This is a genomic window from Corynebacterium sp. ACRPH (assembly GCF_022347285.1).
Lineage (GTDB): Bacteria > Actinomycetota > Actinomycetes > Mycobacteriales > Mycobacteriaceae > Corynebacterium.
In genome coordinates this window covers 25,605-46,467 of the sequence record NZ_JAKRND010000009.1, presented here as the reverse complement: position 1 = coordinate 46,467, position 20,863 = coordinate 25,605, and the positions used below count along the sequence as shown (strand labels likewise).

The 20,863-nt window shown below is 64.4% G+C and carries 19 protein-coding genes and 1 other RNA gene; 7 read left to right on the top strand and 13 right to left on the bottom strand.

The features are described from left to right. Position 1 precedes the first annotated feature (1 nt). From MHX66_RS06315 to MHX66_RS06305, 3 genes are all read right to left on the bottom strand, one after another. On the bottom strand, positions 2–613 hold the full coding sequence (locus MHX66_RS06315; RefSeq protein ID WP_239201275.1) for a DUF421 domain-containing protein: 612 nt from the start codon (positions 611–613) through the stop codon (positions 2–4). 40 nt (positions 614–653) lie between these two features. Then, the gene (locus MHX66_RS06310; protein ID WP_239201273.1) at positions 654–1,898 is read right to left on the bottom strand and encodes a hypothetical protein; all 1,245 of its coding nucleotides are present in this window, start codon (positions 1,896–1,898) and stop codon (positions 654–656) included. A gap of 141 nt (positions 1,899–2,039) precedes the next feature. Continuing rightward, positions 2,040–2,927 carry a fructosamine kinase family protein gene (locus tag MHX66_RS06305; protein WP_239201271.1) on the bottom strand — a complete coding sequence of 296 codons (888 nt, stop codon included), beginning with the start codon at positions 2,925–2,927 and terminating at the stop codon, positions 2,040–2,042. Between the two features lie 116 nt (positions 2,928–3,043). Here MHX66_RS06305 and MHX66_RS06300 point away from each other — a divergent pair, with 116 nt between their 5' ends. The 5 genes from MHX66_RS06300 to MHX66_RS06280 all read left to right on the top strand — a co-directional run bounded on the left by MHX66_RS06300 (position 3,044) and on the right by MHX66_RS06280 (position 7,525). Further along, the gene (locus MHX66_RS06300) at positions 3,044–3,520 is read left to right on the top strand and encodes a cupin domain-containing protein (RefSeq protein ID WP_011273306.1); all 477 of its coding nucleotides are present in this window, start codon (positions 3,044–3,046) and stop codon (positions 3,518–3,520) included. A 631-nt stretch (positions 3,521–4,151) separates the two neighbouring features. Continuing rightward, positions 4,152–5,216, top strand: a complete 1,065-nt coding sequence (bioB, locus tag MHX66_RS06295) for a biotin synthase BioB (RefSeq protein ID WP_239201269.1) — start codon at positions 4,152–4,154, stop codon at positions 5,214–5,216. Between the two features lie 19 nt (positions 5,217–5,235). Further along, a complete protein-coding gene (locus MHX66_RS06290; protein WP_081345078.1) occupies positions 5,236–5,511 on the top strand; it encodes a hypothetical protein in 276 nt (91 codons plus the stop codon). Between the two features lie 88 nt (positions 5,512–5,599). After that, entirely contained in the window at positions 5,600–6,166 is a 567-nt protein-coding gene (locus MHX66_RS06285; RefSeq protein WP_239201268.1) for an SRPBCC family protein, read from the top strand. Positions 6,167–6,181: 15 nt separating this feature from the next. Further along, a complete protein-coding gene (locus MHX66_RS06280; RefSeq protein WP_239201267.1) occupies positions 6,182–7,525 on the top strand; it encodes a hypothetical protein in 1,344 nt (447 codons plus the stop codon). A 10-nt stretch (positions 7,526–7,535) separates the two neighbouring features. Here the strand turns inward: MHX66_RS06280 and MHX66_RS06275 are convergent, their stop codons facing one another. Continuing rightward, complete coding sequence (locus tag MHX66_RS06275; RefSeq protein ID WP_239201266.1) at positions 7,536–8,855, bottom strand: MFS transporter; 1,320 nt, start codon at positions 8,853–8,855, stop codon at positions 7,536–7,538. A gap of 43 nt (positions 8,856–8,898) precedes the next feature. Here MHX66_RS06275 and MHX66_RS06270 point away from each other — a divergent pair, with 43 nt between their 5' ends. Next, positions 8,899–9,687, top strand: coding sequence for a sortase (locus MHX66_RS06270; RefSeq protein WP_239201265.1), 789 nt, complete (start codon positions 8,899–8,901; stop codon positions 9,685–9,687). On the opposite strand, the gene MHX66_RS06265 is transcribed toward MHX66_RS06270, so the two are convergent. Together MHX66_RS06265 and MHX66_RS06260 are read right to left on the bottom strand one after the other, a co-directional pair. Further along, on the bottom strand, positions 9,684–12,821 hold the full coding sequence (locus MHX66_RS06265; RefSeq protein WP_239201264.1) for a bifunctional [glutamine synthetase] adenylyltransferase/[glutamine synthetase]-adenylyl-L-tyrosine phosphorylase: 3,138 nt from the start codon (positions 12,819–12,821) through the stop codon (positions 9,684–9,686). The genes MHX66_RS06270 and MHX66_RS06265 overlap by 4 nt on opposite strands. An 87-nt stretch (positions 12,822–12,908) precedes the next feature. Continuing rightward, the gene (locus tag MHX66_RS06260; protein ID WP_034965301.1) at positions 12,909–14,246 is read right to left on the bottom strand and encodes a glutamine synthetase family protein; all 1,338 of its coding nucleotides are present in this window, start codon (positions 14,244–14,246) and stop codon (positions 12,909–12,911) included. Positions 14,247–14,379: 133 nt separating this feature from the next. On the opposite strand from MHX66_RS06260, the gene panB reads away from it, so the two are divergent. Continuing rightward, positions 14,380–15,240, top strand: coding sequence for a 3-methyl-2-oxobutanoate hydroxymethyltransferase (panB, locus tag MHX66_RS06255; protein WP_239201263.1), 861 nt, complete (start codon positions 14,380–14,382; stop codon positions 15,238–15,240). A gap of 347 nt (positions 15,241–15,587) precedes the next feature. Here panB and MHX66_RS06250 read toward each other — a convergent pair whose 3' ends face one another. From MHX66_RS06250 to MHX66_RS06220, 7 genes are all read right to left on the bottom strand, one after another. Continuing rightward, a complete protein-coding gene (locus tag MHX66_RS06250; RefSeq protein WP_239201262.1) occupies positions 15,588–16,280 on the bottom strand; it encodes a hypothetical protein in 693 nt (230 codons plus the stop codon). Positions 16,281–16,380: 100 nt separating this feature from the next. Further along, entirely contained in the window at positions 16,381–16,746 is a 366-nt protein-coding gene (locus tag MHX66_RS06245; RefSeq protein WP_239201261.1) for a DUF202 domain-containing protein, read from the bottom strand. After that, positions 16,747–17,145, bottom strand: a complete 399-nt coding sequence (locus MHX66_RS06240) for a YidH family protein (protein WP_070488843.1) — start codon at positions 17,143–17,145, stop codon at positions 16,747–16,749. Further along, a complete protein-coding gene (locus MHX66_RS06235; RefSeq protein ID WP_239201260.1) occupies positions 17,135–17,323 on the bottom strand; it encodes an SPOR domain-containing protein in 189 nt (62 codons plus the stop codon). Before MHX66_RS06235 ends, MHX66_RS06240 begins: the two co-directional genes overlap by 11 nt. 38 nt (positions 17,324–17,361) lie before the next feature. Further along, positions 17,362–18,825, bottom strand: a complete 1,464-nt coding sequence (locus tag MHX66_RS06230) for an RNB domain-containing ribonuclease (RefSeq protein WP_239201259.1) — start codon at positions 18,823–18,825, stop codon at positions 17,362–17,364. Positions 18,826–18,912: 87 nt separating this feature from the next. Further along, positions 18,913–19,378, bottom strand: an RNA gene (rnpB, locus tag MHX66_RS06225) — RNase P RNA component class A. A 13-nt stretch (positions 19,379–19,391) separates the two neighbouring features. After that, entirely contained in the window at positions 19,392–20,840 is a 1,449-nt protein-coding gene (locus tag MHX66_RS06220) for a bifunctional RNase H/acid phosphatase (RefSeq protein ID WP_370646281.1), read from the bottom strand. Positions 20,841–20,863 lie beyond the last annotated feature (23 nt).

The following is a 20,863-nucleotide window of genomic DNA, read 5'->3' as shown; positions in this document are numbered from 1 at the left end:
GTCACAAAACCTTCTCGGCGCCCTCGACACCCAGCAACAAATCCGGGTCGATCTTCTCCCCCGCCCGCAGGGTAGAGATCGACCCGTTGGATTCCAGAATCATGCACGCGACCTCGCTAAAGTCGCGTACACCCGCCTTGCGTGCGGCCGTGGCAATAGCGGTTTCTGTGATGTGGTTGCGCTGCAGAGTCTCCTCCAGCACCTCGCCATGGGCGATCAGCACCGTCGGGGGTGGGTTGATGGTGCGGCGCAGACCCACGACGTCCTGCACGGCGCCGAATAGAGCCTCCATGCCCATGAGGGTGAGCAGGCCGATCACGCCCGCGGCCAGTGACGGCGGGTGGCCTAGAACAGTACGGCCCGCGACTGCGCCGAACATGAAAATAACGACGGCATCGAAGCCGCCCAGCGGGCTGAGGATGCGCTGCCCGAACAGCCGCACCGCCACCAGGAACGTCAGGTAAATACCGACGGCGGCGACCATGACCACCGGGATGCGCCACAGATCAATGCCGAGCTGTTCCTTCAGCACCGGCCCCCACCCCTGCGGCGGGGTGAAATCCGCGCCGCTTAACGCCACCGTCGTGAGTGATTCATGCATCCCGCCAAACATGAATACTCATTATACGCCCAGGTAAAAGGGCTGGCGTATGCTATTTCTCGAGCTCCGCGTCCGGGATCTCGCTCTTCACCTCGTCGGTGATGGTCTCGTGCAGCTCCTTGTCCTCGATGTTGGACTCACCGACCAGCTTGCGCAGCTCCTGGCGATCCTCATCGGTGTACTCCTCCTCGTCGTGCTCGCGGGCGTGGGCGAGCTCGTGGATGCGATCACGGCGCTTGGACTCTGCGAAGATGCGGGCGCGGGAGCGCACCCACCAGGCGATCATCACGACGATCATCACCAGGCCGATGTAGCCGATCACCGGGTAGACGTAGGTCATGAGGGTATCGAAGCCCACGAAGCTGATGCCGTAACCAATGAGCGTCACCACGATAAACACCGGGCGGAAGGACTTGTCGGTGCTGGCGGTCAGGCGCTTACCCAGCGCGTAGAACATGCCGATCGCGGTGTTGAAGATCATGAAGAAGATGATGATCGCCATGATCACGCCCAGCACCGGACTGATGTCGTCCATCATTGCGAGCATCGGCACATCGCTGCCCTGAACGGTCTCGATGTTTAGGTACAGGGTGATCGCGGCGATGATCAGCATCGCGGTGTACAGCACGCCACCCATCAGGCCGCCGAGGCCGGCTTCCTTCGGAGACGAGTAGTTACCGCCGATCACCAGGGACATGGAAACACCCAGCAGCAGCGCCAGGCCGTTGTAGTTCAGGGCGGAGACGATCCACGGGGAAACTGGAGACTCCTCCGCCATCGCGATCTCATTCAAGTGCGAGGTGTCGGAGGGCATGTTGATCATCGTGTATACGAAAGCGAAGACCACAGCGACGATGATCAGCGGGGTCAGCGCACCGATGACCTGGCTGACTTTCTCCACGTCCAGCATTCCGGCGGCCAGCACCACGCCCGTCATCAGCAGCGCGCCAGCCCAGGAGGGAAGCCCGAACTGTTGCTCCAGGTTGGAGCCCGCGCCGGCGAGCATCACGAAACCGACGGCGAACAGGGTGATCGTCACGGAGACATCCAAGAAGCGCGAGACGATTGGGTGCGCAACGTTGCGGAACACCATGCGGTGCTCATCGGCTAGGAAGTAGCTGCCGACCTGCAGGATCACGCTACCGGCGAGGGTCATGACGATACCCGCCAGCACCGCGCCCCAGATGCCGTTGAGTCCAAAGGAAATGAAGTATTGGATGACTTCTTGGCCAGTTGCAAAGCCCGCGCCGACGGTCAGCCCGACGAAAGCCATGGCGATAGAGAATGTTCTCTTCACGCTGTGGAAACTCCTTCACGAAAAATTAGAAAAGCAAATTATGCGGTTTTGTCCGAACTATGACTGTACTCCGTCGGCTTCCCTGCAGCACTTCCGCTAGCAACGCCTCACAGCTCGTGCACCACGCGTCCCGCCTGCGCGTCACAGCTCGCGCACCACGCGCCCCGCGCCCGCAACGGCCTCCCCGATGTAGCCGCCGCCGAAGACCGCCGCATGCAGCCACAGCAGGTGCTGTTGATGCAGGTCTACGCTCTGCGCACCTGTCCCCCAGCCATCCACGTGTGGGCTGGCCTCGAAATACGCGCCCTCGATACTGCTCAGGTGCGGCGCGCCGAAGAGTCGCAGCGCCGCCAGGTCCGCGCGCGGATGGCCGCCATGCGCGCTCGGGTCGATGAGGATTGCCCCTTCTTTATTTCTTGACGCCACCTTCCCCCACAGCACATTCCCCGCCCACAAGTCGCCGTGGATACGGGCCGGAGGTATGCCGTCGTCCAGCTGCCCGGCGCGCAGAACCTCCAGCAGCCGGGTGACCTCGGCGGGAACGTCTGCGCCGGCGCTCCCAGCGCCCGCCCCCGGAGCAGACTGCGAGGCGCCGGATGCCGCCGTACCGGCTGACGAGGTTCCAGCTGCCAACGATCCAACTGCCGAAGTTCCACCGAATACCCGTGCAACCAGCGGGCTCAAGCACACGTCCGCGTAGAACTCTCCCCAGTTTTCGTAGGGCTTTAGGGGAAGCTCCAAGAGGTTATCGTTGGGGCCTTGGAATCCGGGTTCCCCCGTCGGCGAGAACCCGAAGTGGGGCGCCCCCGCGGCATGCGTGGCCGCTAGCTTTCGGCCGAAATCTTCAGCCATGGCGCGTGTGGGCGTCATCGGCTCTACCCGATCGATCCCCAACCCGCGGCGATCGTGCTCGTAAACAGAAACAACCGACGCGCCGCCCGGAGCTTCGGCGAGCCAGCGCAAGCCTGCGGCCTCCCAGGAACCGGGGCGGCCGGGGTTAGATTTCCAAAAGATGTCAGAAACAGCCATGCCTCCAGTGTTACAGCGTTACGGCATTGCGGCGATGGCAAGCCGTTACGCGCCTGAAACCCCAGGAAAATCGGCCTACACTGGGAGGTAAAGGACGTCGTACCGGAAGGAGCATCATGAAGATCGTAGACAACGGACCAGAGGCCAATGTCTTTGACATTGAAACTGCCACCCGAGAGAACACGAACTACCGCACGACCGCATGGACGGGCAAGTACCTGCAGGTGACCCTCATGTCCATCGCCCCCGGCGATTCCATCGGCCTGGAGGTGCACCACGATACCGACCAGTTCCTGCGCCTGGACGCAGGTGTGGGCAAGTGCATCATGGGACCGGACAAGGACAACATGACCATCCAGCAGGAAGTTTCCGACGGCTGGGCTGTGCAGGTTCCGGCTGGTGTGTGGCACGACATCATCAACACCGGTGACGAGCCGATGCAGGTGTACGCGGTCTACGCGCCGAGCCACCACGCTAAGGGCATCGTCCAGGAGACCGCCGAGCAGGCAGAGCAGGACGAGGAGTCCGGCAAGGACGTTCCGCCGGAGTGGACTGTTCAGCCTCCGAAGCAGCAGGCCGACGAGCACGCCTAGAGCTGGGGATGGGTCGGCTGGCTAGCTGTGCTGGGTTAGCTGGCTAGCTGCGCTAGTCGCCGGAATGGTTCAGCGACTCATCTGACGTGGCGAAAGTGGCACCTCCCCACGGGGTGCCACTTTTCTTTTGCCCTGCACCGCGCTGCCTCTGCCGCGGCTTTCACCGTGCGACCTGCACCTGGCGTCGCCCACCGTGCGACCTGCACTGCATAACCTTCACAGCACCGGAACCGCCCACACCACTCACACCACATGCACCCCTTATGCCCCACAAGCTTCACAGTCGCGAGCGAGCTACAGCGCCAATGTCCCAAATCTTCCACTTTCACCAAAAAGTACATTTGCAGCCCAGTTTCCAAAAGCCCCTGACCTGCACTAATAGATTAGTTATAAAAACAGAGTGGAAGATTTGGGACATTCCCCTCACGCCAGGCGTCCAACCCCGGCGTTTCACGCGCCCCCACCACGCGCCCAACACCCCCTCGAAACTCCTTAGCCCCCGGTATGTCACACATCGCGACCTCGGTACGTTAGCATGTCAAACTAAACGGCGTTCAAGACTGACGCTCAAGACTGATACGCCCCCATAACTCGCACGAGAAGTTTCACGACAGCTTTGAGGAGACCGACGATGACTACCGCCGAATCGAATCCGGCCACCCACGCCCCCGAAACCCCAGAGACCCCAGCAACCGCCGAAACCCCAGAAATCCTAACCCTCGCCCGCACGAAGGTCCTGGAAAACGGCGAGCCCCTGAACTACGAGGAAACCCTCCAGGTTCTGCAGCTCGGCGACGAGCACCTGGACGAGCTGCTGGACCTGGCCCACCAGGTCCGCCTGAAGTGGTGCGGAGATGCCGTGGAGATGGAGGGCATTATCTCCCTGCAGACCGGCGGCTGCCCCGAGGACTGCCACTTCTGCGCCCAGTCGGGCCTTTTCGAATCCCCGGTCCGCTCCATCCAGCTAGACATCGCCCAGCTGATCGAGGCCGCAAAGCAGACCGCGAAGACCGGCGCCACGGAGTTCTGCATCGTCGCCGCCGTGAAGGGCCCCGACGAGGATCTGATGAACCAGATGGCCAAGGCCATCGCCGCCATCCAGGCGGAGGTCGACATCAACATCGCCGCGTCCATCGGCATCCTCACCCAGGAGCAGGTCGATCGCCTGAAGGAGCTCGGCGTGCACCGCTACAACCACAACCTGGAGACTTGCAAAAGCTACTTCCCGGAGGTCGTCACCACCCACACCTGGGAGGAGCGCACCTCCACCCTGGAGATGGTCCGCGACGCGGGCATGGAGGTCTGCTGCGGCGGCATCGTCGGCATGGGCGAGACGGTTGAGCAGCGTGCGGAGTTCGCCATCGACCTGCAGAACCTCGACCCCACGGAGGTTCCGCTGAACTTCTTCGACCCCCGCCCCGGTACTCCTTTCGCGGACCTCGAACCCATGCCGGTCAACGATGCTCTGCGCACCATCGGCGCGTTCCGTCTGGCTCTCCCCCGCCAGCTGCTGCGTTTCGCAGGCGGCCGCGAGCTGACTTTGGGCGACCTGGGCGCGGAGAAGGGCCTGTTGGGAGGCATCAACGCCGTCATTGTGGGCAACTACCTGACCACGCTGGGTCGCCCGGCCGAACGCGACGTGGACATGCTCGGCAAGCTCCAGCTGCCGATCAAGGCTCTGAACGCGACCCTGTAGGCACACCGTGACGTCCTCGATGCCTCTAAGCGAACTCACCGCCCTGTTTGTCTTGGGCGGTACCCCTTTATATGACGCCCACACGGGCCAACCACTCGACTCTTCAGACGAGACCTTGCGCGTCGGCCGCGGAGCGCTTGCGCAGGCGAGCCGCGGGGCACTAGCGGGTTTGGAGCCACCGCGTTTCTGCCCGCTGTGCGGGCGCCGCATGAAGGTGCAGGTGAATCCGATGGGCTGGACGGCGGAGTGCTCCCGGCATGGCGATGTGGATTCTTCGATTGTGGTGGATGCGTAGCTTGCAGCACGTAGTGTGGAACCACCGCTAGTTACGGCGACGAAACTTCCGCCACCGAGACGTTCCCCTGACGAAAGGCACCACAAACATGGCAGCACCGGAGATCTCCGCCAGCACCACCGTCAACGCACCCGCCAGCAAGGTCTGGCAGCGGGTTACCGACCTCTCGGCGATGGGTCAGCGCAGCCCGCAGTGTAAGAAGATGATCCTGCTGCCACGTCGCAAGAGCAGCGCAGCTGGCGCGGGCAACGTTGGCGCCAGCGCAGGCGCGAGCGCAGCCGGCGCGGGCGCGAGCGGTTCCGCGGGCGCAGCCGGCGCAGCTCCGACCCCGGGCACCGTCACGATCAACTTCAACCGCCAGGGCATCCTCTGGTGGCCCACCTGGGCGGTCGTCACAGAGGTCGAGCCGGATCAGGTCTTCGAATTCAAGATCCCCCTGAACGGCACGCGCTGGCGCTTCGAGCTCTGCCCCACCGCCGACGGCTCCCAGACCGTCCTCACGGAGAAGCGCCTGGCTCCCGGTGGCAACACTTCCCTGGTTTCCCGAGTGCTAGTCGCAGCCGTCCTCGGCGGGGAGGAAAAGTTCGAGGCTAGCCTGCAGGAAGGAATCCAGCAGACCATCCGTGCGCTTGCTAGGGAAGCTGAAAACTTTTAGGTACAGTTCACTCTCGTGAGTGATCAGACCAACGTAACTACCGCCACTTGGCCCCGTTCTAGAATCATCGCAGCCTGGGTAGCGGCGAATGCGGTTATCGTTGGAATCCTGATCTTCTGGCCCTTCGCCAAGGGCGACCCGATGTATTACTTCCGTAATTCCTTGGGCAAGCCCACGCATCCCAGCCATGGCGCGCTGCCGCTATCCGAGTATCCGGATGCCGGCCTGTGGCCCGTCCGCGCGATCATTCAAGTATGCGGGGATCACGCCCATGTTTTCCTCACCCTGTTCTCTGGGTTCCTCATCGCCTGTAGCACGGTTTTCTTCTTCTATCTGCTAAACCGCAGCCACCGCGCCGCGCTATTCTGGACTGCCTTCACCGCCGCCGCTGGGCCTATCGTGTACTCCCGCCTGGATCTCATCCCCGGCCTACTGGTTGCTGCGACCGCGGCTGCTCTATTCACCCACCCGAAGGTCGCCTCCGCGCTGCTGGGATTTGCAGCGATGTCGAAACTGTGGCCCGCCGCGCTGGCCGCCGGGCTGGTGGATAAGTGGAATCGTTCCGCCACCTGGGTTCGCCTGGCCACGTTCGGCGGCACCCTCGTGGTCGTCGGCGCGATTACGGCGCTGACTTCCGGCTGGGATCGCCTGGTCTCCCCGCTGACGTACCAGGATGTCCGCGGCCTGCAGATCGAGTCGATCCTCGCCACTCCCCTGATTGTCGCGGCTGCGTTCTTCCCCGGCCATTGGCACATCGATAAGGCCCCGTCGAAGAGTTTCGAGATCTTCGGCCCGGGCGTGGATCAGCTGGTCACGGCCAGCAGCGTGTTGATGGCGTGCACCATGTTGTTCGGCCTTGCCTGGGCTCTGTGGCATTTTCTTGGTGACGCCTGGTCTCCCCTCAGTACCGCCCTGTTCTTCCTGACTATGGTGCTGCTGCTGATCGTCTCCAACAAGGTGTTCTCCCCGCAGTACGTCGTATGGTTCGGCCCGGTGTTGGCAGTCCTGTTGGCAAAGCAGCCGGACAACCCCGGCGCCTCCGGGCGGGACAGCACACGCGACGAGGCCAATGCGCAAGCCGGAACGAGTAGAGAGGCCGACACGCTGCGCAAGCTCGCATGGCTCAGCGTGCTCACTGCCGCCCTGACCACGGCAGTGTTCCCCTTCACCTATAACCTGCTGTTCGAAGGTCCCCACTGGTTCGCAGCCCTCGTACTCACCGCCCGGAACATCCTGATGGTCTACATCACTTACCTGGCGCTCAAGCTCACCATCCACGCCGGGTTAAAGTCGCGAGCCGCAAAGAAGCGGGAGGCTGAGGGCGTCACGAAGAAAGAACGTCTTAAGGAAAAAGCCTGAGGAAAAGGGCTTAAGAGTAACGGCGCACGTTGCGATCACGCGTGAGCCACATTCCGCAGAAACCGCAGGCCCATACGGTAGCCACCGCGATCCAGGCCATGCCGAAGTCCGCCCAGTCGTAGTTGCCGTCCGGGGCGCGCAGGTTCAGCAGCACACCGACGGCCTGAGCTCCGATCATTCCCGCGATCCAGCCGCCCATATTCGCCAGGCCTGTGCCGGTCGCGACAAAGCGGCGGTCCACCTTCTCGCGCACGGAGTCGAAGCCCAAGTTCGCAACCGGGCCTGTGAAGCCCATGACGATGTTCATTAGACACGCCGCCCACAGCGCGCCCGTCGGCGCGGAGGTGAAGAACCACAGCCAGCCCAGCCAGCCGGTGATGGAGAAGACCATCACAATCTGCATGCGGCGATTGTAGAAGCGGGCGGACAGCAGACCCACGATCGGGCCGACCGCCACGGAGGCCAGCGTGCCCAGCGAGAGTGCCAGGCCGGCCTGGTCGGCGGGCAGCCCCAGACCGAGTGTCATGATCGGCAGGCCCCACAGCAGGGTGAACACCACCAGCGCGCCTAGGCCCGTCCAGTGGACGAAGAAGCCGTGCCAGCAGACACGGTTGGTCAGCACGTTGGCCAGGACCTTCTTCACGCCCAGGCGCTCGGCGGGCTTGGCGGGCTCGGCGCTGGCCTTGGTGCCCGCATCAGCGCTGGCCTTTCCGCGCGCCGCCTCCGCTTCTGCCTCTGCCTCCGGCTCTGGCGAGTCCTTCACCAGCACTCCCGCGGCCAGCGCCAGCAGCGCGCCCACCGCGCCGAGGCTCACGAAGCCGGTCTGCCAGCTGGTCGCGTGCAGCAGGCTCAGGAAAGGCACAGCAGACAGGAACTGACCGAACTGCCCCACCGCACCCGTCAGCTGGCCGAGCAGCGGCGCGTGGCGCAGCGGAATCCACGCGGGGATCAGGCGCATCACGGACAGGAAGGCCGTCGCATCACCCGCGCCGATCAGCATGCGGGCGAAGATCGCCACCGGGTAGCTCGTGGTGAAGGCCAGCGTGACCTGCCCCACCGCCATGACGAAGGCGCCGGCCACCATCAGCTTGCGCGGCCCGAAGCGGTCCACCAGCAGACCCACCGGGATCTGCGCGAAGGCGTACACCGCCAGCTGTAGTGCGGTGAATACCGCCAACTGCGCGGCGTTGATGTGGAAGCGATCGATGGCATCCACGCTAGCCACGCCGAAGGACGTGCGTCCCGTTACCGCCAGGGTGTAGCACAGCACCCCGGCTCCCCACACGATGAGCGCCCGTGCGCTGAGTTTGTCTTTATCCGTAGCTGTCACTCATCTCACGCTACTCCGTGGGTTATGGATAAACTTATTCACCATGAGCTCTCGCCGCCCCTTCTCTAATCCTCTCCGTGTTTTGGTCTTCGTCGTGGTCCTGCTGCTCATAATCGCTTCGCTTATTTGGGTTGCTCTGGACTCTTTGGGTGGGGACGCCCCCTCGGCCTCCAACACCACCAACTCCAGCGAGGGCTCGTCCAACTCCGCCACCTCAAGCTCCGCGAGGCCCAGCGAGAAGAAGCCGAAGAAGGACGGCAAGCGGGAGGACGAGGATGACCCCTCGGTAGTTCCGGGGCCTGTCGGGGGAACCGGGTCTTTCAACATGGACGGCCCCGCGCCGGTGCAGGATGCAACGTTCGACTCGATGCCCTACGCCCTGCCGCTGAACCCAGCGGGGCCGCAGAACACCATGGTGCGCTGGGTCAACGGCTGGGGTGTTTCGCCGAAGGATGCGGAAAAGGGCACGATGTACGTCCTGGGGCATGCGTGGGGTGCGGCCCCGCTGGTGTTCAACCCTTTGAGCGAGGCGGTGACGGCGGATGTGGACCTGAACGCTCCGCCGAAGAACGTAAACGGCACGGATGGCAAGCCGGTGAAGCGCTACTCTTCCGACGTGCTCAACGGGGCAAAGATCAAGATGCGCGACGGCGCGAACCACCAGAGGACCTGGAAGGTTACCCGCAGCTGGCTGGTGGATAAGAACGAGGCCATCGTGGATCCGGACATTATGGACGACAAGCGTCCGGGGCGGATCGTGCTGATCGCCTGCTCGGTCTCCGGCAGCAACGACCTCGGCTACAACGTCATCGTCGAGGGCGAGCTGGTCTAGCCGCCGTAGTCGATACCGACGTCCTCGCCCCAGAACACCCGGTCCACCACTCGGTGGGCCTTGCGGGTCTTCTTCAGGTAGTCGTCCAGAAACTCCTGGGCCTGCTCCGGCGGCCAGTGGGCGGCGGCCGCGACGTGGCGCAGCTGGTCGCCGTGGCTGGGCAGCTGATCCTTCCTCTTGCCCTTGACCAGCACAATCGCGTTGCGTGCAATGGTGGCGGTGATCCAGGCATCGCGCAGAATCTCCGCATCGGATTCGGCGATGTACTCGCCGCTGGCGAGCTCACGCAGGGTCTCCAGGGTGGAGGTGTTGCGCAGATTATCCGCATCGTCCCCGTGCTGCATGGTGAGCAGCTGCACGGTCCACTCCACGTCCGTCAGGGCGCCACGGCCCAGCTTGGTGTGAGTCTTACGGTCCGCGCCGCGCGGCAGGCGTTCGGCATCCACGCGCGCCTTCATGCGGCGAACCTCCTGGACGACCTTGTCGTCCACGCCTCCCGGCGGGTAGCGGAAATCGTCGATCATGCGCAGAAACTCGATGCCCAGGTCCTTGTCGCCCGCGATCCACGTGGCGCGCAGCAGGGCCTGCATCTCCCACGTCTCGCCCCACTCCTTGTAGTAGCGGCGGTAGGAATCCAGCGTGCGCACGACCGGGCCGTTGCGCCCCTCCGGGCGCAAGTCAATGTCCACATCCAGGGGCGGATCCTGGCTGGGCCTTCCCAGGCGCGTTCGCACCGTGTCGCAAATGCTCGTGGCCCACTTCAGTGCCTCTGATTCGTCCGCGCCTTCGACAGGCTGGGCGACGAACATCACGTCGGCGTCAGAACCATACCCGAGCTCCGCACCGCCCAACCGTCCCATGCCGATAACGGTGATGCGCGCCGGCGCGTTGGCCACATTCTCGTCCTCCCAGAAACGAATCTCGGCGCGCAGGGCGGCCTCGAGCACCGCGTCCCACACCCAGGACAGGGAAACGCAGACCTGCTCCACGTCCATGAAGCCCAGCAGGTCAGCGGCGGCGATGCGGGCCAGCTCCGCGCGGCGCAGCGAACGGGCGACGGCGATGGCCTTGTCCGGGTGGCGGTGGCGGCCTGCAGCCGCGACCAGGGAGTGGGTGACAACCTGCGGCTCGCGCTCCAGGAACTTCGGGCCGGTGGCGCCGTCGGACAGGATCTTCACCGAGTCCACGGAATTCAGGAACAGCTCGGCAACATAAGGCGAGGTGCCCAGGATGTGCATGAGGCGCTTGCCCACGATGTTCTCGTCGCGCAGCAGGCGCAGGAACCAGCTGTAGTCGTGCGCGGCCTCCGAGAGCTTGCGGTAGTTCAACAGGCCAGCGTCCGGGTCGACCGTATCCCCCAGCCATTCCAGCAGCGTGGGCAGAATGATGGCCTGCAGCTTGGCCTTGCGGCTGCTGCCCGCGGCCAGGGCGCTTAGGTGCTCGAAGGCACGGTCCGGGTAGGCGTAGCCCAGGGCGGCCAGCTGGCGCTTCGCGGCCTCCGGCGACAGGCGGATCGTGTCGGCCTGCATAGCCGCCACCGAGGTTAGCAGCGGGCGGTAGAACAGCTTCGAGTGCAGCTGGCTGATCTCCAGGCTCACGCGCTTAACGTCTGCCGCCAGCTGCTCGTCCATGCTCCTCGTGCCCTCTGGGCGGCAGCCGGAGGTGCGGCCCAGCCACACGCGGGCAGCCTTGTCCTCCTTCGGCGGCAGGGTGTGCGTGCGCTTCAGGCGCTGCAGCTGCAGGCGGTGCTCCAAAAGGCGCATGAAGGCGTAGTTTTCCTGCAGGTTCTGGCAGTCCGCACGTCCGATGTAGCCGCCCTTGGCCAGGGCGCGCAGCGAGGCGACGGTGGAGCGAGTGCGCAGCGATTCGTCCGTGCGGCCGTGCACCATCTGCAGCAGCTGGACGGCGAACTCGATGTCGCGCAGTCCGCCGGGGCCCAGTTTCAGCTCGCGGGCGCGGATGTCGTCCGGGATGTTTTCGATCACCCGGCGGCGCATGGCTTGCACGTCGTGCACGAAGTCCTCGCGTTCGGCGGCCGACCATACCTTCGATGCCAGCTCGTCGACGTACTCCTGGCCTAGCTCCAGGTCGCCGGTCATGGGGCGCGCCTTCAGCTGCGCCTGGAACTCCCACGTTTCGGCCCAGCGGTTGTAGTACTTCACGTGCGATTCCAGGGTGCGCACCAGGGCACCGCTCTTGCCTTCGGGACGCAGGGCGGCGTCTACCTCGAAGAACACGCGGCTGCCGATGTTGATGAACTCGCCCGCCCAGCGGGTGGCCTTCGGGTCGGCGGGTTCGGCGACGAAGATGACGTCCACGTCGGAGATGTAGTTCAGCTCTTGCGCGCCGCACTTGCCCATGGCCAGCACCGCGAGGCGGGCGGGCTGCTCTTCCGGCTCGTACACCTGCGCGCACGCGACGGCCAGGGCGGCGGTCAGCGCGGCGTCCGCCGCGTCGGAGAGTCGGCGGGAGACCAGCTCGAACTCGACGGGCTCGGCCGATTCCTCGCCGCGCTGCACGAAGGTGCCCGCGACGTCGACGGCGGCGATGCGCGCGAGGATGGTGCGGTACGTTCGGCGCATTGCGTCGTCGGCCTCTGGGCCTGTGACGCCCGCCCGAAACACCCGCTCGCCCGATCCTTCAACGGAAGTTGCCGAGACGCTGCCGAGCATGAGCTCCATCATTTCCTCGGCCGACGGCATGCCGTTTTCGAGCTGTTTCCACTCCGCCGGGTTGGCGACGATGTGGTCGCCCAGCATAGACGACGCACCGAACAGGCTCAGCAGGCGGACGGCGAACTGGCGGGATTCGTTGACGCGCGTCAGCAGCTCGGCGCTGGTGCCTGCACTGCCGGAGCTGCCAGTGCCACTACCGCTTCCGGCGGCGCCCCCGGCCGCGCCGTTGGAACTGTCCGCAGCGTTCGCAGCGTCTGCGCGGTCGAGCGCCTCCACCAGGCGAATCAGGTTGTTCAGCGCCAGATCCGGATCACCCGTCGAGGCGAGAATCCACATCTGCTCCGCGTGCTGGACATCCACCCATCCGAGCCGCTCAAGGTCGTCCTGCGCCTTGGGGTGGGTCAGGCCCAGGGTACGGGCGGTCGGCACGGAGGAACGCGAACTGCGGGGGCGGGTCATGGGGTGAAGGTGCTCCTGGAACTCAAGGAAGTACTGAAGGTGGTGGGAGGGGTGGAAGTGCGGGAGAGGAAGCCGCAGACTAGGCGACTAGAAGGACAGGTTGTTCCGCAGCTCCCACGGCGTGATCTGCGACTGGTACTCGTACCACTCGCGCCACTTGTTGCGCAGGAAGAACTCAAAGACGTGCTCGCCGAGGGCATCGGCAACCAGCTCGGAACGCTCCATCTCCCGCAGCGCACTGTTCAGATCCGAGGGCAGATCCTTGTAACCTGCGGCGATGCGCTCGCGGCGGGTCATGCGGGAGACATCCTCCTCCGCCGGGTTGGGCAGCTCGTAGCCTTCCTCGATGCCCTTCAAACCTGCGGCCAGTAGAACCGAATAAGCCAGGTAGGGGTTGCAGGCGCTATCCGGGGAGCGGACCTCCACGCGGCGGGAGGCCGCCTTGTTCTGCGTGTACATCGGCAGGCGCACCATCGCCGAGCGGTTCGACGCACCCCACGCCGCCGCACGCGGAGCCTCATCGCCGGAGGTAATGCGCTTGTAGGAATTCACCCACTGGTTCGTCACAGCCGTGATCTCCGGGGCGTGCTCCAAGATGCCCGCGATGAAGGACTTCGCAGTACCCGACAGGCGCAGTTCATCATCCGGGTCGTGGAAAGCATTGCTCTCCCCCTCGAACAGGGACATGTGGGTGTGCATCGCGGAACCCGCGTGCTCGTGGAAGGGCTTTGGCATAAACGTCGCGGCCACGCCATTGCGGCGGGCGACCTGCTTAATCAGGTAGCGGAAGGTCATCACGTTATCCGCCATCGTCAGGGCATCGGCGTAGCGCAGGTCGATCTCCTGCTGCCCCGGCGCGTTCTCGTGGTGCGAGAATTCCACAGAAATCCCCATGTGCTCCAGCGCGCTAATCGCGTGGGCGCGGAAAGCCGGAGCATCGTCAGTCACCGCCTGGTCGAAGTAGCCGCCGTTATCCGTCGGCACCGGCGGATACCCCTCCGTCTCTAGCTCCTTCACCAGAAAAAATTCGATCTCCGGGTGCACATAGCAGCTGAAGCCCTGGTCCGCAGCGGCCTTCATCTGGCGGCGCAGAACCTGGCGCGGATCCGCCCACGAAGGGGTGCCATCCGGCATCGCAATGTCGCAGAACATGCGCGCCGACAAAGCTCCATCATCTGACTTAAACGGGAAGATCTGGAACGTCGATGGGTCCGGCTGCGCGATCGTGTCCGACTCCGCGATGCGGGAAAACCCCTCAATCGCCGAGCCGTCGAAACCGATGCCCTCCTGGAAAGCCCCCTCTAGCTCCGCTGGCACCACCGCCACGGACTTGAGGTACCCCTGGATATCCGTGAACCAAAGGCGAACGAAGCGGATGTCGCGTTCTTCCAGCGTACGCAGAACATATTCCTGTTGGCGATTCATATCCCCCATTGTAGAAGTTCCCTGCCCGGCTGCGCCCCCGTTTGCGCTAGGCTACGCCCCCGTTCGCGCCCGCCCGCGCCCCCGTTTGCACTAGTCGGCGGTTTAGCGGTTGGGGTTGAGGGCGTCACCTAGAATGAACAGCATGACTGCAACATCTGGAACATCCGGCTCCACCCCCAACGGCTACCTGGTCCCCACCAAGAAAGTGCGCATCGCCGATCTGAAGGCGCGCAAGGGCACGGGCGAGCCGTTCGCGATGCTGACCGCCTACGATTACTCCACCGCCGTCGCGTTCGCCGAGGCGGGCGTGGAAATCATGCTGGTCGGCGATTCCGCCGCGAATGTGGTGTTTGGGTACGACGCCACCCAGCGCATCAGCATGGACGAGATGGTCTACCTGACAGCCGCCGTTGTCCGCGGAGCCGGCAACGCCGCCGTGGTCGCTGACCTGCCCTTCGGCACCTATGAGGCTTCGGATGAGCAGGCCGTGAAGGCCGCCACCGAGATGCTGCATCGCACGGGCGCGCATGCGGTGAAGATCGAAGGCGGGGTGCGGATTGCGGATCGCATTCGCGCTATTACTGACGCCGGCATCTCCGTGTGCGCGCACATCGGCTTTACTCCGCAGTCCGTCAACCAGCTGGGCGGCTTCAAGGTGCAGGGCCGCGGGGCTGGCGCCGAGCAGCTGCTGGCCGACGCCCGTGCCGTGCAGGAAGCCGGTGCCGACATGGTGGTGCTGGAGATGGTGCCCGCGGACGTGGCTGCTTCCGTGACTAAGGAGCTGGACATCCCGACGATTGGCATTGGTGCAGGTCCGGACTGCGATGGGCAGGTTCTGGTGTGGCACGACATGGCTGCATTCCCGGCGGGTGGGCACCGTCCGCGCTTCGCTAAGCAGTGGGCTTCGGTGGGTTCGGACCTGACGGCCGCCGCTGCTGCCTACAAGCGAGAGGTTGCTGAGGGTAAGTTCCCGGCGCAGGAGCACTGCTTCTAGGCCTGCTGGCTAGGCTGGACTGGTCTGGGCTGGCTGGCTCCCTCGCTCCAACGGCCGCCCCCACCTCGGCAGCCTGGCACCGACCCGCTCCCCAATTCCGCCGCGCCACACCAACCCCACAGACCACTCTGGCACCCTTCGAGCCGGCTGGCACCCCCACCTCAGCGGCTAAATGTCGTTAAAGTGGTAATTCGTCTTCCCGAAAAAATTTGTCCAGCTAGCGAAATTGCTCTGACCTGCGTCTTTGCAGTGTCTACAATCGTTGCCAGTAACGTTTTGCAACTTTAACGACATTTAGCGCGCCAGCCACCGCCAGCCACGCCCACGCGAGCCGCCGCCAGCCACCACTAGCTTCGCCCAGAAATGTAAACCGTAAGCCGAACCGGCATGCCGCCGCCAGGCGAGTTTTCTAAATCCATCCCTCTACTTTCTCGAATATATTCTGGCCTCTCCCCAAAATGAAAATGGGGATTTAAACTAAACTCTTTCCCTCCCTTAACGGCACGAACACCGGAATCCAGATAGCCGCCGCAGAAAATTGACTTCTCATACTTGTCATCCCCCTGATCCCTACATCCCACAAGGTCATACTGCATTAACTCTGGGTCACTGGACAAAGCGTCTAGAACCTCTTGATGATACTTCTCCAAAAAAGTCTTCTTGTCGTAATCCACTCTCACGGTGTTTATTGGGGAATCTTCCGTCACCATTGGAACCGCCCTTCCGTTACCGTATTTATCCAGGGTGTAGATCCTGGAAGATATTTCACCCGGGAACAGCACTAATTTGAAGGACAACGGAACAGAAATCACGTATATCGAAAAGGACAGAGCAAAGAAAACTACCCACATACGGGTTTGTCTGCCGGGGTTCTTTTTTCTCCAAACCGATCTGGAAATCAAAATAATGATTGCCACCCAGGCCATAATGCTGGACAGAACAGTAAAGAGGATCAACCCGTGAAAGATGACATCTAAAACATTAGCCCCTGGGGCAACATCAGAGACGTCAAAAGTCCGATAGAAAACATTTACGTCCACACGCTTTTAGCCCCTTTATTACGCCTGCACATAGTGACCTGCCTTGAACTGCGCGTTTGATCAACACTTAGGACAGTACAACAATGCTGGGCGGTTGGGGTTAGATGGCGTCCAGAATAACGAAGGTGGCGGCGACCACGCCGCAGATCAGGACAGCCGCAGTCACCGCGACGACCGAGCCGACGTTCGCGGTGAGGCGTTCGGCGCGCAGACCGGCGCTAAAGCGCAGGTAGCGGCGCCTTTGCGTCAGCAGAATGAGCGCCGCGAGCAGCACCAACACTCCCGCGGCGGGCAGGACGATCACGCCGTAGCGGCCGATCCACCGGAACAGCATCGCGCTGACGACCAACAACGCCAGCAAGGTGCGCTGCCACGACAGGCTGGTGCGCTCCGGTTGAAGTCCCAGGTCAGAGTGCGGGCGCTCGGGCACCTCCCGCGCAGCCCCACGCACCTCCCGGCGCGTCATTTACAGCTCCATCCCAAAATCGCCGAAGATCACAAACCCCAGCACCACCGCGCAAGCCACCACGGCCACGCCCGCCAGAAAGGGCACGATCGCGGGCACCGGCAGAGCCTTCCCGGTCCGCATGGCACGCTCCACGCGCAGCCACCGCACCGCCGCCCCCAAGCCGATCAGCATGCCGACGATCAGCACCAGAACAGCCGCGGCACTCCACAGATGCTCGGGCACGTTGGGCGAACGGAACGCCTCCAGCGCCACCCCGCCGGCAAGAAACGCCAGGCTGGTGCGGATCCACGCCAGGAAGGTGCGCTCGTTCGCCAGGGTGAAGCGCGGGTCCGGCTCCTTCCCCTCGGGCAGCAGGGTGCGCGCCAGCCACGAGCGCTCCGAGTCCTTAGTCGTCATCTTCCGCGTCGTACTCCTCGGCCTCCTTGGTGCGCTGCTGCGCGGTCTCGATGGCAGCCTCGGCCTCCTCGCGCGAGTCGTATGGCCCCATGCGGCTATCCCACGCGCTGTCCTTGCCCTGGCTCACCTGGCCGCTCTTCGTGTCGTAGTACCACTTCTGCGCATCATTTTCGCTCATAGGCTCATGTGTACCACACGCACCGGACACCCCCCTGCCTAATCGGCCGGCCAGGCGAAACGTACCTCTCGCGCTGCGGGTTCGGCTTCAATCAGGGTTACTTTAACTGTTGACGCCTCGTCTGGGCCGCCCACACAAGTCGTCAAGATGGGCGGCTCCTCGACTAGGATCTTCGCCTTGTCTCCGCCGTCGCTATTGAGCACCGTCGCGTTGAAATTCTGGCCCACCCACGGTTGCAGGACGACCGCCTCGGTGAGTTTCATGCAGGCGCGGTCGACGGCGCTGGCCGTCTGGCTACTGGATTTCATGGTGCCGAGAACCTGGTCGACGTTGGCGGTCACCCACTCCGGGATGGGCTGGGAGCTGGCGATCGCCAGGCAGATTTCCGTAGCGAAGCGATCCACCAGTCGGCGCAGGGGTGCGGTGACGTGCGCGTAGTGGCCGCCGATGCCGGCGTGGATGCTGGGCTCAGGCTCCGCGCCGTCTGCACCGCCGGCACCGCCCGCCCCGCCGGCCAGGCCGAACTGCTGGTACCCCGCCCCGCGCAGAAGACTCTGCGCGTCGCGCATGAGTGCCATGCCGCGCGGCGTGGAGGCGTCAATATCAGCGAGCAATTCCCCGATCGGGCGGCCGGAGCGATCGAACCCCAAGGCGTGCGCGGAGTGGTCGAAGGCGGCGATCTCCTTGTCCCCGGCGGGCGGCAGGGTGCGCAGGATGCCCACGCCCGCGCGCACCATCATCTCGCCAGCGCACATGCCCGCCAGTAGGGACAGCTCGGAGTTGAAGTCGTTCATCTCCTGGCGCTCGTCGATGCCCAGCAGGTAGCGCTCGGTGCCGTCCTCGGTCTGAGTGCGCTCCACAGAGATCGAGGGCAAACGCAGGTTGATAGCCTTACGCCGCAGGTCAGAGCGCTGGCGCGCCCGGCCAACCTCCGGCAGCTGGGCGATGGCGGGGTGCAGCGCGCCGCCGTGCATGTCCGCCTCCACCTCGGTGTAGTCGAAGCGCTTCACGGAGCGGATTAGCGCGCGGTACACGGTGAAATCCGCGACCTCACCGTCGGCACGCAGCAGAATATCCCACACCACGGCGGGACGGGTCTGGTCCGGCAGCAGCGAGGCGCTGCCCTCCGAAAGCTCCGCTGGGTGCAGGCGGGTCGGCTCGTCCGGCAGGTACATTGTCTGGCCGCGCTGCAAGGATTCCGCCATCAGAGGCCCGACCGGATCAACAAAGGCGCCGACGTCCGCGATGGCGTACAGCACGCGCCACCGGGCGGCGCCGCCTTCACCGCCCGGCGCGTCCTGAATGTTCACCGCCTGGTCCAGGTCCATCGAACCCGCCGGGTCGATGGTCACGAACGGAATATCCCGCAGATCGCGGCGCTGGTCGGCGTGCCGGTCGCTGGATTGCAGCGCCTCGGCGTGGACGTCCTCCGGGAAGCGTTCCGGCAGTTGGAACTCCTCGGCGATGGCGCGGAAGTTCAGCTCGGCGGCGAAAAGTTTCATGACTCCAAGAGTGGCACAACCGCCCCGCCCCGGCCACGCACCCAGCCGAGTTTCCCGGCCACGCCGGAAACCCCCGAAAAAATTTTTGCGCCGAGACGACCTATGAGCCGGATTCTGTCCTATCCCCCGCTCCACTCCGCAGCACCGCGAAGGCACGCGAAGAAGGCGTGGGACGAGGCGACCATCCATCTGAGCCCACCATTGCTGGCGGCTTCAAGCGGCCTACCTGCTCATTGTTGGGCGGGCAGCCCTAGAGCTACGCCGCACGCTTGTGCACCATCTGGGATGGCGCGCGTGCGGGCACCTTGACCTTGCTCCCGGTGGGGTTTACCTAGCCACCCCAGTCGCCTGGGGCGCTGGTGCGCTCTTACCGCACCTTTTCACCCTTACCCGCGCGTGGCGGGCGGTTTGTTTTCTGTGGCACTGTTCCCGCGGGTCGCCCCGGGTTGCTGTTAGCAACCACCGTTGCCCTGTGGAGTCCGGACTTTCCTCCGCGCCCGGCCTGCCCCGTGTGCAGGGTGGTTCCGCGCGCCGCGATCGCCCGGCCGTCTCGACAAGGCTTAACTCTAGCGCACGGTTTCTCCATCGAGGAAGTGCGTATCGTTGACCCTTCGCACCACGGCGCTGTCTTTGTTGCTGCCCTTATTATTGACGCCCACTTCTCCCCCGGTGCCCTCTGAACCATCCGGGAAGATTTCGATGACGCTCAAGCCTGCCAGGTCCAGGTGCAGCGTGCGGTACAGTGCACCGCTTGCGCAGAAGGCGTGGCGCAGGATGGATTTAATGGGCGTGACGTGGCTGACCAGCACGACGTCCTCGCCTGGGTGGTTGCGGGCCACGTCGCGGAGGAAGGGGCGCACGCGCGCGAGCACGTCGTCAGGGCTTTCCCCTCCGCTGGGGGCGGCGGCGCTGTCCCAGAAGCAAGCGTCGTGCTCGAGGGGGAATTCGTCCATGACCTCGGCGAAGGTGCGGCCTTCCCAGTCTCCGAAGTTCATCTCGATCAGAGCCTCGGTCACGTGGACGCGGGGCTTGGCGACGCCAGGGTCACCGGCGCTGCTGGAACCGCCGACCGCTGCGGCCTCCGCGGGTGCCTCGGCCAGTGCCTCGGCGACAGCCTCCGCGGTCTGGCGGGTGCGCTTCAACGGAGAGCTGTAGATCGCCACCGGGCCAGCGCTGCTTCCCGCACCGGCGCTGCCACCCACGCCCCCAGCCAGCTGCCCGGCCACGTAGGCTGCGGCCCGGCGAGCCTGCTCACGCCCGTGGGAAGTCAGCTCCGGGTCGGAAAGCCCGGAGAACTGCTTCTGCACGCTCATCTCCGTCTGCCCGTGCCGCAGCACCCACAGGCGGGTCGGGTTCCCGCCGGGGTGCCATTCCGGTGCGCTCGCGGCATCGGTCACGGCCTCCGCGTCGGCACCAGCACATCCCGGCGCAGCCTCCGCGCCCGTGCTCTCATTGCCCGCAGCGCCCGAAGCGCCCGCGGCCCCTGCGCCCGCCCCCGCAGCACCCGCAGACCCCGACGCGGCATCCCCGCCGGCCTCGGTTGAACCGGCGGCGGGTTGGAACGAGAGGGCGTCATCAAACCAGCGACCCCCAATCCCATCATCCATAGCGCGATTGGCCAGCTCGTCGGCGCGCTTATTCTGGGCGCGCGGCACCCAGTTGTAGGAGACGGCGGCGAGAGTCGCCTCGAGCTCCTTGACCCGCGCGGCCAGGGGCTTCATGTCGGGGTGCTTGATCTTCCAACGGCCGCTCATCTGCTCGACGACGAGCTTGGAATCCATGCGCACCTGGATCTCCAGATCCGCGGCGGCAACCCCACGCATTTTCGCCACTTCGATGGCCAACTCCAGAGCGTTGATGAGCCCCTGGTACTCCGCCACATTATTCGTGGCCTTGGCGATGAACTCCCAGTGTGCGGCTACTTCCTGGTCACCCTCCAGGACCGAACCTCCGCAACCGGCGATGCCCGGATTACCGCGGGATCCTCCGTCGCATTCCACGTCTAAGCGCATCATTCATCACCCTCGTCTTGGCCCTC